We start from the raw sequence: 15,612 nt of genomic DNA, 5'->3' as shown, positions 1-15,612 counted from the left end.
CGACGTGCTACACTGATGATCAAGAGGAGATGATTCGCATGAAAGAGAAAGCGTTCGTCATGATTAAGCCCGATGGGGTTAGGCGCGGATTAATCGGCGAGATCGTCAGTCGTTTCGAGCACAAGGGCTTGAAGCTGGTTAGAGCCGAGTTGAAGGAAATTTCGAGGGAAACGGCGCAGACTCATTACGGCCACTTGAAGGACAAGCCGTTCTTCGGCGAGCTGGTGGACTACATTACGTCCGGTATGGTTTTCGCGATGATCGTGGAAGGGCAGTCGGCTGTAACCAATTCACGCTCCCTGATCGGACCGACCAACCCGGCGGAAGCGCCTCCAGGCACCATTCGAGGCGATTATGGCCTGGATGTGGCCGAGAACGTCATCCACGGATCGGATTCGCTCGATAATGCCGCCAAGGAAATTCGGTTGTTCTTCGGCCGGGTGTGAGCAAGATCACGGCGTTCATCGGATAAGAGAGCTATACTATAAGCATAAAGGGAAAGCGGCAGAAGCCGGAAGCGTGCCACACGAGGCGCGGCAAAATCTAGCTCGGTCATCAGGCGCCGGCTTTCTCTACACTAATATGTGAAAATATTCACATAAGCTGAGGAGTGAGAAATATGATGAAGTTTTTGCGCGAAAACGTGTACGCCGCCGTATTGCTGACGCTGCTCCGCCTCTATGTCGGTTGGCAATGGCTTGATGCGGGCTTCCATAAGCTGAAAGACGGCTTCGACGCCGCGGGCTTCCTGAAGGGAGCAATCGCGAATCCCGTCGTCGATCGCGGCACGAACGAGCTGATCTATCCGACCTTCACGAAGTTCCTCGAACATGCGGCGCTGCCGAATGTGAAAATCATCAACATCGTTATCCCGCTTGGCGAAACGCTGGTCGGACTAGGATTGATCGTCGGCGGTTTGACGGCGGCGGCCGCGTTCTTCGGCCTGCTGATGAACTTCATGTTCCTCTTCGCCGGTACGGTCAGCACGAACCCTTGGCTAATCATGCTGGGCGGCATCGTGATGATCGCGGGAGCGGGGGCCGGCCGGTTCGGACTCGACTACTTCCTGCTGCCGTTCCTGCGCAAGCACCTTCGCTTCCATCGCAAAGGTGGAGGCGGGACCGTTCCGCCGGTCCAACCGCTGCCAACTCACACCGCGCACTGATACGTTCATTATCCGAAACGAGGCGATCACGATGATGGCATTTGATCCGAAAGCGACGCTTACGACTCGAAATCTCCTTCAGTTCTGCTACACCTGCCAGGAAGCGCATGAGTGCGACACCGAACGGAGATGCATCGCGTGCTGGCAAGCCAATGGCACGTGGGTAGAACCGGCGAATGCCGAACGAACGACGGAAGAGCTGCTCGTGTTCTACGCGCTGTAGCTCCGAGGTTGGAATTTCTTCATATCCCAGCGAGATAGATAGGCTGGCGCCGAACGAACGGCGCCGGCCTTTTGGCATACGCGCGGTCCCCTAGCCAATGTGGTCAGGAGAGTAATAATACGCGGGAAGAATTCGCAGCCTGCGGTTGGTAGGGGCGAGCACATGCAGCTTTCAGACTACAAGAAGTACGCGAACCAACGGCCCTCCTCGTTCCTGTATCAAGAAGGCTGTGATATCTGGACTATTTTTTATAAAAAGTTAATAGAATCTTGTCGAAATTAGCATTTGGCGAAAAGGAAAAAGTTATCATATGAAGAATGATATAGGATAAGCTTTTTCTTTACAATTTATCGAAATACCGCCATCTTGGATGCTTCTGATCCGGGGTGGCGAGTGCAGGTGAGCTTTGGCCGGACGAGGAAGTTGGAGACAAAGAATAGTGCGTCTGCATCTTGATGGGTAGAAAGAACGGCCGTCGCACGAGCCGTAGAGGCCTAATTTATGACAAATTTTCTAGTGATATCGTCGCAGATTGCCCGAGATTTGGTATAATGGCAACATCTGTATGATCTTGACCGCATGACGATAAGGGATTCACGCAAGCTTTGGGGGAATCGGAATGGACAGCTTATTGGGACACAGACTGAAGAACGACGTGACGACCGCATACGGGTTAACCATCATACCGGCGCATACGATTATGGAAGAAGGACATCTGGCGCTGTTGGCTAAGCACGGGATCGACCCGGAAACGCTTGTAGTCGTCCAACCTGGACGGGGATCGAACGAGCGGCGGGAATCGAACACCCGAAAGCACGAATCCGCGGTACGGCAGGCGGTACAGGCTTCCAAGTTGCTATTTGCCAAAATGCAAGAAACACGCAAAATTCCGGTCATGGAACTGCGCAGCGAGGTGCTTCCGCTCGTCCAACAGGCTGCGGAAGCACCTGACGTGTTCGACCTGTTCGAAACGATCAGGGCCAAGGACGATTATACGTATGAGCACAATATCGGGGTCGGCGTACTATCGACGCTTATTGGCAAATGGATGAATCTAAGCGAGACGGAACTCTCGGTATTATCCCTAGCCGCTACGCTCCACGACGTCGGCAAAGTCAAAATTCCAGCGGAACTTCTGAACAAGCCAGGCAAGCTTACGGCCGCGGAGTATGCGATCGTCAAGCAGCACACCGTGTTCGGTTACGAGATGCTCAAGGGGACGGCAGGGCTCAGCAGCAGGGTTGCGCTTGTGGCGCTGCAGCATCACGAACGCAGTGACGGCGGGGGCTATCCGCTCGGACTTCGGGCAGAGCAGATCGATCCGCTTAGCCGAATCGTCGCTGTGGCCGACGTCTTTCATGCGATGTCCTCGCGGCGCCCTTATCATGAACCGGTCCCGTTTTATGACATCTTAAACCAGATGCGGCAAGGGAGGTTCGGCTTTTTCGATCCGCAGATTGTGTCGATTTTTCTGGATAACATGGTAGGCCGTATGGTAGGCAGGAAGGTCGTGCTGACAGATGGCAGGTCGGGCGAAGTGGTGTTTTTGAATCCGCATTCGATGGAGAGGCCGCTAGTACGAGTAGAGGACGAGTTCATAGACCTAAGCAAGGTGGGCGACGTGCATATTCTTAGAGTGAGCATCTAAATTATGCGCAGAAAGAAGAAGAGGAGCGGCGCGGGCTGCTCTTCTTGTAAAATTAAGTCTTTTCATGGCGAATAATATTGTGTAGAATGAGAAAAGAATAGTCCGAAAGTAGTATGTGTACCGCCAAGGCAGTGATCTACATGACTTTCTTCTCGGACGCAACGGACGGATTCTGTTCCTCGGCTTGAAGATTTACGGTCTTCCAAGCCTCGAAGAATTTATTTGAAATGCCCAGGTGCTCAATGATTTTCTCCGCGGGAATAACGATTTTTTCATTCATAGTTATAATTCCTCCTGAAAAAAGATAGACCACCCCCATGCGAATGAGAGATGGTCGGTTGCACTACTAGCTCCACCGCATCCAAGTGCCCAGATACAGATAACGGTTTCATAGCTCCCATATAATGAATGGCATGTACGACATAATCGGTTGGATCTAGAATAGCATCCGTTTTTTATCGCTTTGTTAAACGTGACACGCTTCTTGATTTAAATTAGCCTGATTTTATGAAATTTCCTATCTACTTGGTCTGCTCAACCAAGAAGAATTCTCAGCATTCAAAGTGATCAAACATCAGCACAGGAAGAGTGAACAGATCATGGTGATGTTTCACAAGTTGTTCAAGAGCATCCCGATATTTGAAGGGCTGGAGATGGACGAGCTGAAAGCCATCGAACCGCTCTTCAAAAAAAGAACCTATACCCGAGGCACGATCCTGTTCATGGAAGGCGACTTAGGGGACGAATGCTTTGTCATTGACAGTGGTCTGGTGAAGATCTTTAGGGTCGACGAATCGCGCGAAATTACGCTGGCTCTTCTGCATGAAGGCGACTATTTTGGGGAAATGGCTATGATTCGGAAAGGAATGCCGCGTTCCGCTACGGCCGAGGTGATCGAGACCGGGATGTTGTACTCGCTAAGCCGGACAGACTTTATGTATTTCTTGGAAAGCAACCCCAAAATGTGCCTTAAGCTGCTAGAAGAGACCATGGAGCGTCTCCGCAACGCCAATGAACAAATTTACGATTTAACCTTTCTGGATTTGAAAGCCAGACTTCATAAAGTGCTTGTCCGCATGGCGGACGAGAAAGGCGTTCCCGTCGAAGGCGGCATGATGATCCCATTCAAGTTGACCCATCAGCAGCTGGCGAATTTGGTAGGCTCGATCCGAGAGTCGGTCTCCAAGATGTTGATTGAACTGCAGGATGAACAACTCATCAGCGTCAAGAACAAACAGTTCACGATTCATCGCCGTTAAGAGCTATCCAAGCTCATTACTATTATTGTACATGACGGCTGTTTTTGAAACTGTATCCTGGCATACAAAATGGCCCGAAACCTTGGGTAAAGAGGATTGGAAACCTCCAATAGCCTATGGTTACGCCGTTTTCAGCGATGAAGCAGTGATGCTAAAGTTTCCATAAAGTAGGGTTGCGCAAGCCGCTGAGACGTTATTAATTTACCGTAAGAATCATCCGCTTACAAATAGTGGTTGATTCTTTTTTGTGCCGCCGGAAATCGATTGCCTGACTATAATATTCGGATAATTCCGCTTTTTTCAGGGTGCCGCCGTATCGAAGATGGATGGAGGTCTTCTTCTTTTTTGGACGGACCTTGCATAAGCTGTGGTGGAGAGCGCGGACGAGATCCGAAGAAGGGGGCCGCCGATCAATGGCAAGGTGGGGAAGACGAGGATGGCGCAGCAGGCGGATGAAACGGGGCAAGCTAGGGTTGCCGCGTCTTGGGCGCAAACAATTTTGGCTGATCATGCTTGCGCTTGCCGCGGTGCTCATCTTTCAATTTTTTGTATTCGTGGAGCGCAATTTGAAGGGGCCGCTCATGAATGTCGCGACTATTCGGGTGAAGCAGGTCGCGACGCAAGCGATCAACAAAGCGATTACCGAACAGGTGGCGAGCGGAACGGAGACGGAGAAGCTAATCGATTGGAAAATGAACGCATCCGGGAAAACGTCCGGTTTCATGATCAATTACGCCGAGCATATGCGCATTCGGTCGGAGACGACGCAGACGGTGCAGGAGACGCTGGGCGAATTGGGGGAGATTCCGGAGCATGTGCCGGTTGGCCAAGCGCTCGGCAGCGCGATTATCGCGTCGTTCGGCCCTCGGGTACCGGTGAAGTTCGAGCCTCTCGGCTCGGTTAAGGTCGATCTGTTCACCCGGCAGAAGGAAGCGGGCATCAATAATATCCTCGTTGAGGTATACATGCGGATCATCGCGGAAGTTTCGATCATCATTCCATTCGATACGAAGCCCGAGATGGTCGAGACCGAAATTCCGATCTCGTATTTGCTGGTCGTGGGCGACGTGCCGATGTACTACTACGACAACAAAGGAAATCCGATCGGCGATTCGGCCCAAGGCGCGCCGAGCATTACGCTGCCATCCGGCAATACAGGCGGGGTCACGACGACGGTGCCGGAGAGCTCGGACGAGGAGATGGATGCAGAAGGGGCTGACAATGACGCGAATTCGGCTCAAGGCACACAGCCGGACCATGACCAGGCACAGAGTCAGGATGACGTGGCCGGGCGTCCGTCTGAAGGCGGGGAGTGAGCCGGCCGCCAGTTCCGGCGGAGGAGACCGATATGGAAGAGGCGCAGCCCGGCATTATCGCCGGATTGCGCCTTTTGCATTGCAAGGCAAATGGGATCTTCACCCGTTATTTCTTCTTGCGCAAACGCCGTGCCTCTTCCTTCTCCCACCGGTGCAGCAGCGGATAAGGATCGAACGACCACTCGATCAGGCCGCGGTCGCGGTAGACGCCGTAATGGAGATGGGGCGGGAACTTGCCCGACGTGCCGGGTTTGCCGTAGCCGGAGCTGCCAACCCATCCCAACGTCTGGCCGGGCTTAACGACGGTGCCGACCTGGACCGACTTGTCATAACCGGACAGGTGGGCATAGTAGTGATAGATGTTATTCAAGTCGCGTACGCCGATGCGCCAGCCGCCATACGGGTTCCAACCCTTCGTCTCGACGATGCCGTATGTCGTGCTTCGTACCGGAAGTCCGTGGTCGGCGAAAATATCGGTTCCTTCATGGATCCGGTAGCCGCCCCAGCTTCGTTTGGTCCCCCATGTGCCCCGATACGAGTAATGGCTGCCGATCGGAACCGGGAAGGCGTGTCCCTCCAGATCGAGCTTGCCGTACGTTTCGTAGATTTTGGCGAATTGGCCGACCCGCTGAACGGCTCTCGTATTGTGGTAGAACTGCCATAAGGCGATCGCGAAGTCTTCGTCGGACGGCCCGAACTGCATCATATGGCTCGCCACCGCGTACAGCAGATCCGCGTCGCTCGTTCTTTTGGCTAGTCCGTCGCCGTCACCGTCTTTGCCGAGTCCGTTGAACCAGCGAATGGTGGCGGGAAGCTCGTCCACGTTGTTCGGGTTCAAAGTGCCAGCCCATTCCGTATCCGTCATGTAAATGCCGATCCATTGGCCGAGCTGGCCGCGTGATTTGGGTCTGGCTTTGGTGATGGTGCGCTCGTATTGGTCGATGGCGGCCAGTCTGTACCATGGAATATGGGTGGCGGCGCCCATCCATTCGTACAACTCGCGGCGTTTCTCGAACGGATCGGCCGCTTCTTGCGCGACACCCCCGCTATGGGCAGGGTCTGCTGCTGCGATGGAACGCTCGCCCGTTGTACGTTTCACCTGCGGCAGGGCTTCCCCCGCCCAAGCATGGGCGTTCGTCAGGGGCAGCAGGCAGAGCGCGCAGACCGCCGCCGTCAACCGCAGTAACCGATTGCTATTCAAAACGCGAGTCACCTCCTGGCTGCGAAAATGGAATCAATTCATCATGCATGAGGATAGTCGATAGCATTTGCAATCGGCCGTTTTTTATCCCAAAAACGACGGGAGACCAGAAACGGGTCTGGCATGGCGTGCTTCTAGCCTTCATATGATGATCAGCTCCAGGAATGGAGTACAGGCAAAACATGTTCGTAAATGATATTATAGACCTATTCGAAAAGAGTCCTTCGCATCTGGGAAAGTGGTTAGGGAGTTGATGGAAATCGAGCTTTCGCTTTCGCGGCCAAAACTCTCTTTGCGCTGGGCCCCTTCACTACCTTATAATAAAACGACGGAACAAACACGTTATGGACAAGAAGGCGGGTATGACAATGAAGACGAAACAGCAGGCGCTACCAAAGCCGGACTGGCTTCGGATCAAACTTACAACCGGCGGTAACTACGCCGAGATTAAAGATATGATGGGCTCGAAGAAACTCCACACCGTATGCGAGGAAGCGCGCTGCCCGAACATTTACGAATGCTGGGCGAACCGGACCGCAACCTTCATGATCCTCGGCGATATTTGCACGCGCGCATGCCGCTTCTGCGCGGTGAAGACCGGCATGCCGACCGAGCTCGATCTGGAAGAGCCGAAGCGCGTTGCCGAAGCGGCCGAGCAGATGGGCCTTCGCCACTGCGTCGTCACCTCTGTCGCACGCGATGACCTGAAGGACGGCGGTGCGATGATTTTCGCCGAGACGGTCAAGGCGATCCGTGAACGCTTGCCATTATGCAGCGTGGAAGTGCTTATTCCCGACTTCATGGGCAGCGAGGAATCGCTTCGGGTCGTCATGGATGCGAACCCGAATATACTTAACCACAATATCGAGACCGTGGCACGCATGTCGGATCGGGTGCGCGCTAAGGCGAAATACCCGCGCTCGATCGAGCTGTTGAAGCGAGCGAAGCAAATGAAGCCGAACATTCCGACGAAGTCCAGCATCATGCTCGGCGTTGGGGAGACGTACGAAGAAATTTTGCAGGCGATGGACGATCTGCGCGCGGTGGATGTCGATATTCTGACGTTGGGCCAGTACCTGCAGCCGACGCCGAACCATCTGCCGATCGTGCGCTACGTCCATCCGGACGAATTCGCGCAGTTGAAGGAAGAAGGCTTGAAACGCGGCTTCAGCCACGTGGAATCGGGACCGCTTGTCCGCAGCTCGTATCATGCGCATGAGCAGGTCAAGTCGGCAAGCGAAGCCAAGACGGCCGCGACCCTGTAAGAAGGAGTGACGAACAGCATTGATCCATATCGGCGGCAGAACCTATGAACTGGTTTACGATCACAAGAACGGATGGAACCCCGAGGCGTTCCGCAACCGGTACAGCGACGTGCTGGAGCGCTACGATTACGTTATCGGGGATTGGGGCTACAATCAGCTTCGGCTGAAAGGCTTCTTCCGCGACACGCATCCGAAAGTAACGACCGGAAGCTCGTTCTCGAGCATATCCGACTATATTAATGAATATTGCAATTTCGGCTGTGCATATTTCGTGCTGCAGAAGCAGACCGGCGCCAAGCGCGAAGGCGAGAGCGAAGGCGACATCTATCTCGATGAGATCGATATGTCAGAGCGGCTGTCGGGATCTGGCGATAATGCGGAGTCGGCTTATCGCCAAGCGGTGCCGGCAGCGGCCGCGCAGACGGCAGCAGGATCTGAGGGCGGGGAAGCACCAGCCCCAGTTAGACGAGAGCATGTGAGAGGACCGCGCGGGCCAAGAAACGATCACCGCCGCGACGGGAACCGCTCGTATACGAATCGGCGCGACCACGATCGGGACCAAGATCGCGGCGGCGAACAAGGCTCGGCTGCAGAGTCCGGCAGCCGCCCTGAACGAGCGAATGAGGGGCGCAAACCGTACTATAAGGACCGGGAGCGTCCGCGGGGCGACCGCCAGCAGAGCGGGGGACATAGCTCGGGCGGCGACCGCAGCGGCGGTGGAGATCGTCCCAGGCAGAAGCGGCAGCATTTCCCTTCCAAGGCGCCGGTCGCAGCCACATCCGAGGGACAGCAACCGCGCAGCCGAGACAACGCGGGAGCACCGAAGCCTAATTCGAACGCGAATAAGAACGAAGCGTAGTTATTATCGCGAAGCTTAGTTACATCAAAAAAAGCCATTCGGCCCCATAGTGGGTGCGGATGGCTTTTTTGATGTATGGGACTGGTGACACAAAGACAAAGCCGTCTACTCATCAATCGAGATGCTGCACCCGATAGAGGCGGGCATAGGCGCCGTCCGCTTGCATCAGCTCATCATGAGTGCCCTGCTCAATGATGGTGCCATGCTCGAGCACTACGATCCGGTCGGCGTGCGTAATAGTGGACAGTCTGTGCGCGACGACGAGCGTCGTTCGGTTGTGGGCGAGTTCCCGGAGTGACTCCTGAATCGCGTGTTCGGATTCCAGATCCAGCGCGGACGTCGCTTCGTCGAGGACGAGGACGGCTGGATTCTTGAGGAACACCCGGGCGATGGCGATCCGCTGCTTCTGCCCGCCGGACAGCTTCACGCCGCGCTCGCCGATCTCGGTATCATAGCCGGCGGGCAGCGCCTCGATGAACGCATGCGCGCTCGCCTTGACGGCGGCGGCCATCAGCTCATCGTCCGATGCGTTCGGGCGCCCAAGCCGGATATTATCGCGGACGGTGCCGCTGAAGAGGATATTATCCTGCAGCACCATGCCGATCTGGCCGCGGAGACTGTCCTGCGTGACGGTCCGGATATCGCGTCCGTCGATGGAGACAGCCCCTTCCTGGACGTCGTAGAAACGAGCGAGCAAGCTGACGATCGAGGATTTGCCGCCTCCGCTCATACCGACAAGCGCGACCGTGTGCCCAGTGGGGATGTGCAGATTAATGTCTCGCAGCACCCATTCCCCTTCGTCCAGATAACGAAACGATACGCCACGGAATTCAATCTCTCCCCTTACGCGGGAGAGGGTGGAGGCGCCTTGCTGATCCTTGACTTCGGGCGCTTCTTCCAGGAGCTCGACGACCCGCTCAAGGGAAGCGGACGCTTGCGTCAGCTCGGTCGAAGCGTTCACGAGTCTGCGCAGCGGCGAGTAGAGGCGGTCGAGATAGCCGTAGAAGGCGACGAAGCCGCCGAGCGACAGGTCGTTCATGGCAACTAGATAACCGCCGTATGCGAGCACGAGCAGCGGCGCAAGCTCTGTCAGCGTGTTCACGATCGATTGCGTCAGCGCGTTCCATCTCGTCAAGGCGAGCGCGCGATCCAGGAACGAACGGTTGCGGCGGCGGAATTGCTCCTCTTCGTAAGTTTCCAGCGTGAAGCTCTTCACGACCGGGATGCCGTTCACATGCTCGCTCAGGTAACCTTGCATCTCCGCCAGCGCTTGGCTTCGGGCACGCGAATATTCCCGCAGCCGGCGATAGAGCTTCTTGACTGCAATGCCATAGAAGGGGAGCACCGCGATCGCGACCAACGTGAGGGTTGCGTCCATGTGGAACATGATGGCAAGCGCGAGCACGAGCGTGAAGATGTCGAGCCAGACGTTCATCAGGCCGGTTTCGACCAGCGACTTCGTCTGTTCGGCATCGTTGATCATCCGGGAGATGATTTCGCCGGATTTGCGATTCTGGTAGAAGCGCAGCGACAGACGCTGCAGGTGTCCGTACAGCCGGGCGCGCAGGTCGAACAAGATGCGGCTGGTCGTCATTTGGGCGAAATATTGGCGGTAATATTCGATCGGATAACGGAGCACGACGAAGACGAAGAAGGCGACTCCGATCGCCTTCATCAAGCGGGAGGCCTTGTCCTCCGGTGCTAGACCCGATAACAGAATATCGTCGATCACGTACTTCAGAAAAAGCGGAAACGCGATCGGAATCGCGAACTTCACGGCCCCTATAAGCAGTGTCAGGCCGATCAGCCACTTATAGGGCTTCACGACCTGTAGATAGACGGTAAATGGAGATGCTGGGCGTTGTTTCATTATTTCACGTCGTAGCCGAGGAACGCTTCGCGGACCCGGGTCCAGAACGGGAATGGACGGTAGCGGGCGAAGCTGATCTTATGCGCGGCCACGCTGCATCGGATGGAGCGGATATCAGAGCTCGTCATATTAATATGGTCGAACGAGAGCTGAAGTCGCTGCTGTTTGCGCGAGATGATATCGCAATGGTGATGCTGGGGCAGAATGGCGGACGAGCCTAGCGTCCGGTACACCCGGTTGTTGATGGAGGCGATCTCCGCGATCTGGATGGCTTCCAGCGACGGGTGAATGATGGCGCCGCCCAAGCTTTTGTTGTAGGCCGTGCTGCCAGACGGCGTGGAGACGACAATGCCGTCGCCGCGAAACATCTCGAACAGCTCGTCGTTGATATCGATCTGCGCGACGAGCGTGCCGTCCACGCCCTTGATCGTGAATTCGTTCAGTACAAGGCGATTCAACATTCCGTCTGCCGTGTCGAGCTCGATCTGCGCAAGCGGATAGCGAATGATGCGAGGGGCGGACTCCGTCATCATGCGTACGAGCTCTTCCAGCTCGTCAGCTTTCCAATCGGCAAAAAAACCGAGATGGCCGGTATGTACGCCGACGAAGGCGACCTCCGAAATACGGTCGCTGTAGGAATGGAACGCCTGAAGCAGCGTGCCGTCGCCGCCGATGGAGATAACCATCTCCGGCGCTTCTTCGTTCAGGGTCATCCCGCTTGCGCCTGCCAGCTCATGAAAACGCGCCGCCAGCTGCTTCGACAGCTGATCGCCTCTGTCCACTACGACGTAATTCAAAACCAATAGCCCCTTCCGGTCGGATAATACCTCGATCATAGCGGAAAATGCCGGCAAACACAACGTTAGCCGGCTGGTCCGAGATACCCCCACAGCGCATAGACCAAGAGGACGGCCAGGCAGCCGTGCACGAATCTGGCGATCAGGAAGGGCTTGTAACGAAGGGCTGTACGGCTGAGCAGGCTCACGACCTGCGCATGGACCGACAGCCCTCCCCAGGAGAGGATGAAGGCCGCAATCGCCGTTTGATGAACGAGCCCGCTGCCGGAAGCCGCGCCTGCCGTTTTGGCACCCAGCGTGACCTCGAACAGGCCATTCACGACCGCTTCGGCCAGCGTCGCAGGCATACCGGCTGCATGCATGAACGTGCTGATCCCTGAAGCAATGGCATGCAGCAGGCCGACACTGGTAGCGAGCTCCATCACGACGGAGAAGAACACGACGAGTCCGCCGACGACGACCATCAGCTTCAGTGCGGATTGAACGGCATCCTGGAGCAGCGTACCGATCGGCCGCCCGTCGAGCAGGCGAGCGCGGTGCATGGCGGAGAAGGCCTGGGTCAGACGGGGGCGTCTTCGCGCATCGGAAGCGGTCTCGCGGATGGGAGTACCGGTCTCCTGGCGGTCGTGAAACCGCATCAGAAGACCGATGATCATCGCGCCTCCATAGTGCGCCGCGGCTAACACAGGCGCCAGTGCGGCATTGTGGAAGAAACCGACCGATACTGCGCCGATCAGGAAAATCGGGTCAGAAGTCGTCGTAATCGCGACGAGGCGTTCTCCTTCCGCACGAGAGATGAGCTGCTGATCCCACAGCTGCGAGGTAAGTCTCGCGCCGACCGGATAACCGGATGCGAACCCCATGGCGAATACGAACGCGCCGCTGCCCGGAATCCGAAAGAGCGGACGCATGAGCGGATCGAGCAGGGTGCCGAAGAAGTGGACGATGCCAAAGCCGATCAGCACCTCGGATATGACGAAGAACGGGAACAGCGCCGGGAACAGCACCTCCCACCAAATCGACAGACCCCGTATGGCGGCTTCCAGCGATGCGGAAGGGAAGGCGGCCAGCAAGAGCGTCAAGAGGATGGCGCACCAGGCGGGGATGACCTGAGGACGAAACAAAAATCGGACATGCTGCACGGAAAGTCCCTCCACATCGGGCCCTGGTATACAAGCAGGGGCTAGTCTCTTATCGTTATATGCGGGGAGCGGGACAATCCATGACAAATGTGAAGTCGGACAGGCATAAAATTCAAGAAAATTGGGTAAAATGAAAGTAGTAAACGCTTGCAAAAAGTGCTGTTATTTCACCATGTTTGTGGTAAAATATTGATACATCCAAACGTTGGGGTGATGAATGATGAGTTTTGTTGCAGGCATCCTCGTTTGCGCTTTCGTTTATGTCATCCGCGAGTCGCTGTTAGCGCCGGGCGAAGAGGACTATGAGAGCTAGCTGATTAAGACCGAAGTACCATATAGTCGCAGAATGCCCTTCGTCGGAGGGCATTTTTTTTGTGCGGTAAATTGTGCAAGCCCTCACAGGAAAGCTTTTTTATGTTATACTACAAAAGACCTAAGAAATGAGGTTGTATCTACCGATGAACAACTATAGAACTATTTACGAAGCCGTTGGCGGACACGAGGGAATAGGTCGGATTGTCGGGTTATTTTATCCTAAAGTCCAGCGGCATCCACTGCTGGGGCCTTTGTTTCCAGAAGATATTGTACCGGTTATGGAGAAACAGCAGATGTTTCTCAGCCAGTTTTTCGGCGGACCCACCCTATACTCCGATGCTTACGGGCATCCGATGATGCGGGCGCGCCATCTGCCGTTCCCGATTACGCCGGAACGGGCGGAAGCTTGGCTCTCGTGCATGCGCGAGGCGCTGGCGGAGACGGGAATGCCGGAGGAATTGCAGGAGATCGTGATCGAACGGCTGTCCGGGCCGGCTCATCACTTTGTGAACACTACGAACGAACAGGAGACGTGACCCTCATGGAACCGCTTTACCAGTCCGCGATTACATGCATATGCTGCCAAGCCGAATTTCAAACGTCGCGCGTACGTCCAAGCTTTAAGCGGGTCGTCTCACGGGATACGGACTTTTGTGCGTACTACAAGGACGGGATCAATCCGGACTTCTACGTCGTCCGGGTATGCCCTTCCTGCGGATTCGCCACGACTGAGAACGGGACGCAGCAGCTGACTGACGTAAAGCGGAGATATTACTACGAGCGGTTCGGCTCTTCTTGGGTGAATCGGGATTACGGCGGAGAGCGCACGTTGGAGCAGGCGCTCGATACGTACAAGCTGGCGCTTCTTTGCGCCCAGGTAGCCGGGACGAGCGAACGCGTCATGGCTGGTCTGCTTCACCATATTGCCTGGTTGTACCGCTATATGGGCAATAAGGCGCAAGAGGAGCGTTTCCTGCAGTTCGCGCTGCAATCGTATACCACGGTGTATGAGACAGAAGGCGGCTCCGTCAATGACGCGAAGCTGATGTTTCTAATCGGGGAATTGAATCGCCTCCTGGGCGATCGCAACGCGGCCGTGCGCTGGTTCGCCCGCGTCGTGAACGACAAGCGCATTGTGGACGCGACGATGATTCGTGCGAGCCGCGACCAGTGGCAGCTGCTGCGCGAAGAGATGAAGCAGGAAGGCCTGTATATAGAGGAAGAACGGCTGAACGCGTAAGGCGGAGGCCTAGATGACCGTGCGGTTCGTTGCGAGCCGCGCGGTTTTATTTTGATGACAGAGAGCCATCGTGCCTACCGCCAAGCCAAGGGTGGCGAGGCGATCTCATGAACAAAACTCCGGTGCCGAGAAGGACCGGAGTTTTGTCGTGTTAGGCTGTGAATTATTTGATATAAATGCTGCCAAACGGTAAAACCTCGCGCAGAATGCGCTTGATGACGCTATCTCCGCGGAGCTGGTCTTCCAGCTGCGAATCGCGGGATCCGGTCTGGATCAGCACAGGACCTCTTCCGGTTAGCTCCCACTGTATCTGCATATGCTGGCTGGCGAGCGGGTTCCCGTACACGGATAGCTTGATGTTGGCTTTCTCCGGATAGGCCACGAGCGAGCTCTTCTCCACGTAAAGCGGTCGGCTCTCGTCCAGCTGCAGCACGGTCAGATCACCGGCGACGAGGATACCGAGCGTTCCCGGACCGCTGAAGCGCATCCGTACCCACTCATGGGTAATCCACGCGGTTTTGAATTTCTGGATGCGGCTCTTCATGCCCATGCCTTCGGAGTAGAAGAGCACGTGCCGGAAATCGAACATCAGGTCGCTGTCCGAGGGAATGTCGATCGGCTCGAGGGTGCAGCCCGCGGGCAGGCCGAGCACGAATTGGGACGGGCCTTGCATGCGGGACCGGATCCATTTCTTCTTGCGGTACATCCCGGCCAAATCCATGAATTTATCCTCGCGCAGCATCGGCGCGCCTTGGAACGCGATTATCGATCGGGGATGCAGCACATGGACGGCATCTTCCTCCGTTAGCTCGACCTTGGCATGCCCGACGGGAGTAGGGGCGTTCACTATCATTCTGCGCCACCTCCGGCGGAACGGTTGCTGCGCCAAGCCCGGTAGCGCCATATGCGTACCGAAAGGATATATAGCAGCCCGGCACCGGCGAATATAAGGACGGAAGCAGCGATTTTGCGGTAGAAGCGCTTGCGCTCCGATTGATCCTTCTCCAGCTGCTCCATTCGCGTCAGCAGCGCCTGGTTCTGTTCCAGCAGCGCTTCATTCTGCTTGCGGTACGTCTCGTTCTCCTCGAGCAGCTTCAGCTGCTGCTGCGCGTATTCGTCCGCCTTGCGGCGGGCGTCGTCGAGCTCTTCTTGCGTCTTCGCGAATTGCTGCTGCAGCTCGTCAAGCTTCTCGGGCGCGTTGTAAATATCTTTGAACCGGTCGATGACGCTGCCGTCGGCCGAAGGAGCCGCGCTTGCGAGCAGCCCGGCCGCAAGCGCGACAGCCATCCCGATTCGCGCGTAACGTTTCATC

Annotated in this window: 17 protein-coding genes and 1 riboswitch; of the genes, 10 read left to right on the top strand and 7 right to left on the bottom strand. The window is 55.9% G+C overall.

Translation table 11 applies throughout. The features are described 5' to 3' along the window. Positions 1–38 precede the first annotated feature (38 nt). The 4 genes from ndk to ACFFSY_RS02720 all read left to right on the top strand — a co-directional run bounded on the left by ndk (position 39) and on the right by ACFFSY_RS02720 (position 3,036). Positions 39–446, top strand: coding sequence for a nucleoside-diphosphate kinase (gene ndk, locus ACFFSY_RS02735; protein WP_377489512.1), 408 nt, complete (start codon positions 39–41; stop codon positions 444–446). 173 nt (positions 447–619) lie between these two features. After that, entirely contained in the window at positions 620–1,165 is a 546-nt protein-coding gene (locus ACFFSY_RS02730; protein WP_377489509.1) for a TQO small subunit DoxD, read from the top strand. Positions 1,166–1,196: 31 nt separating this feature from the next. Next, the gene (locus ACFFSY_RS02725; protein ID WP_377489506.1) at positions 1,197–1,388 is read left to right on the top strand and encodes a hypothetical protein; all 192 of its coding nucleotides are present in this window, start codon (positions 1,197–1,199) and stop codon (positions 1,386–1,388) included. Between the two features lie 619 nt (positions 1,389–2,007). After that, positions 2,008–3,036: an HD-GYP domain-containing protein gene (locus ACFFSY_RS02720; RefSeq protein WP_377489503.1), complete on the top strand. Its 1,029-nt coding sequence runs from the start codon at positions 2,008–2,010 to the stop codon at positions 3,034–3,036. Between the two features lie 136 nt (positions 3,037–3,172). On the opposite strand, the gene ACFFSY_RS02715 is transcribed toward ACFFSY_RS02720, so the two are convergent. Beyond that, on the bottom strand, positions 3,173–3,316 hold the full coding sequence (locus ACFFSY_RS02715; protein WP_377489500.1) for a hypothetical protein: 144 nt from the start codon (positions 3,314–3,316) through the stop codon (positions 3,173–3,175). A 43-nt stretch (positions 3,317–3,359) separates the two neighbouring features. Next, positions 3,360–3,444: riboswitch (cyclic di-GMP riboswitch) on the bottom strand. A gap of 191 nt (positions 3,445–3,635) precedes the next feature. On the opposite strand from ACFFSY_RS02715, the gene ACFFSY_RS02710 reads away from it, so the two are divergent. Both ACFFSY_RS02710 and yunB read left to right on the top strand, forming a co-directional pair. Then, complete coding sequence (locus tag ACFFSY_RS02710; protein ID WP_377489497.1) at positions 3,636–4,295, top strand: Crp/Fnr family transcriptional regulator; 660 nt, start codon at positions 3,636–3,638, stop codon at positions 4,293–4,295. 413 nt (positions 4,296–4,708) lie between these two features. Then, positions 4,709–5,611 carry a sporulation protein YunB gene (yunB, locus tag ACFFSY_RS02705; protein ID WP_377489495.1) on the top strand — a complete coding sequence of 301 codons (903 nt, stop codon included), beginning with the start codon at positions 4,709–4,711 and terminating at the stop codon, positions 5,609–5,611. A gap of 106 nt (positions 5,612–5,717) precedes the next feature. On the opposite strand, the gene ACFFSY_RS02700 is transcribed toward yunB, so the two are convergent. Next, positions 5,718–6,812 carry a M23 family metallopeptidase gene (locus tag ACFFSY_RS02700; RefSeq protein ID WP_377489492.1) on the bottom strand — a complete coding sequence of 365 codons (1,095 nt, stop codon included), beginning with the start codon at positions 6,810–6,812 and terminating at the stop codon, positions 5,718–5,720. 344 nt (positions 6,813–7,156) lie between these two features. On the opposite strand from ACFFSY_RS02700, the gene lipA reads away from it, so the two are divergent. Together lipA and ACFFSY_RS02690 are read left to right on the top strand one after the other, a co-directional pair. Further along, positions 7,157–8,077, top strand: coding sequence for a lipoyl synthase (lipA, locus tag ACFFSY_RS02695; protein WP_377489489.1), 921 nt, complete (start codon positions 7,157–7,159; stop codon positions 8,075–8,077). Between the two features lie 19 nt (positions 8,078–8,096). Beyond that, positions 8,097–8,936, top strand: a complete 840-nt coding sequence (locus ACFFSY_RS02690; protein WP_377489486.1) for a YutD family protein — start codon at positions 8,097–8,099, stop codon at positions 8,934–8,936. A 112-nt stretch (positions 8,937–9,048) separates the two neighbouring features. Here the strand turns inward: ACFFSY_RS02690 and ACFFSY_RS02685 are convergent, their stop codons facing one another. The 3 genes from ACFFSY_RS02685 to spoVV all read right to left on the bottom strand — a co-directional run bounded on the left by ACFFSY_RS02685 (position 9,049) and on the right by spoVV (position 12,745). Continuing rightward, on the bottom strand, positions 9,049–10,806 hold the full coding sequence (locus tag ACFFSY_RS02685; protein ID WP_377489483.1) for an ABC transporter ATP-binding protein: 1,758 nt from the start codon (positions 10,804–10,806) through the stop codon (positions 9,049–9,051). Then, positions 10,806–11,603: an NAD kinase gene (locus tag ACFFSY_RS02680; protein ID WP_377489480.1), complete on the bottom strand. Its 798-nt coding sequence runs from the start codon at positions 11,601–11,603 to the stop codon at positions 10,806–10,808. Before ACFFSY_RS02680 ends, ACFFSY_RS02685 begins: the two co-directional genes overlap by 1 nt. A 65-nt stretch (positions 11,604–11,668) precedes the next feature. Continuing rightward, positions 11,669–12,745, bottom strand: coding sequence for a dipicolinic acid transporter SpoVV (gene spoVV / locus ACFFSY_RS02675; protein WP_377489477.1), 1,077 nt, complete (start codon positions 12,743–12,745; stop codon positions 11,669–11,671). A 458-nt stretch (positions 12,746–13,203) separates the two neighbouring features. Between spoVV and ACFFSY_RS02670 the strand changes: the two genes are divergently transcribed. Next, positions 13,204–13,596 (top strand): globin domain-containing protein, encoded by a 393-nt coding sequence (locus ACFFSY_RS02670; protein WP_377489474.1) that lies wholly within the window; start codon positions 13,204–13,206, stop codon positions 13,594–13,596. A gap of 5 nt (positions 13,597–13,601) precedes the next feature. Continuing rightward, complete coding sequence (locus tag ACFFSY_RS02665; RefSeq protein WP_377489471.1) at positions 13,602–14,300, top strand: DUF2225 domain-containing protein; 699 nt, start codon at positions 13,602–13,604, stop codon at positions 14,298–14,300. Positions 14,301–14,463: 163 nt separating this feature from the next. On the opposite strand, the gene ACFFSY_RS02660 is transcribed toward ACFFSY_RS02665, so the two are convergent. Together ACFFSY_RS02660 and ACFFSY_RS02655 are read right to left on the bottom strand one after the other, a co-directional pair. Beyond that, positions 14,464–15,153: an AIM24 family protein gene (locus tag ACFFSY_RS02660; protein ID WP_377489468.1), complete on the bottom strand. Its 690-nt coding sequence runs from the start codon at positions 15,151–15,153 to the stop codon at positions 14,464–14,466. Then, positions 15,150–15,611, bottom strand: coding sequence for a hypothetical protein (locus ACFFSY_RS02655; protein WP_377489465.1), 462 nt, complete (start codon positions 15,609–15,611; stop codon positions 15,150–15,152). The genes ACFFSY_RS02660 and ACFFSY_RS02655 overlap by 4 nt, the downstream gene beginning before the upstream one ends. Position 15,612 lies beyond the last annotated feature (1 nt).

The sequence above is a fragment of the Paenibacillus aurantiacus genome (assembly GCF_042431225.1).
GTDB lineage: Bacteria > Bacillota > Bacilli > Paenibacillales > Paenibacillaceae > Paenibacillus_Z > Paenibacillus_Z aurantiacus.
The sequence above is the reverse complement of the archived record's forward strand: the minus strand, read 5'-3'. Positions and strand labels throughout refer to the sequence as shown.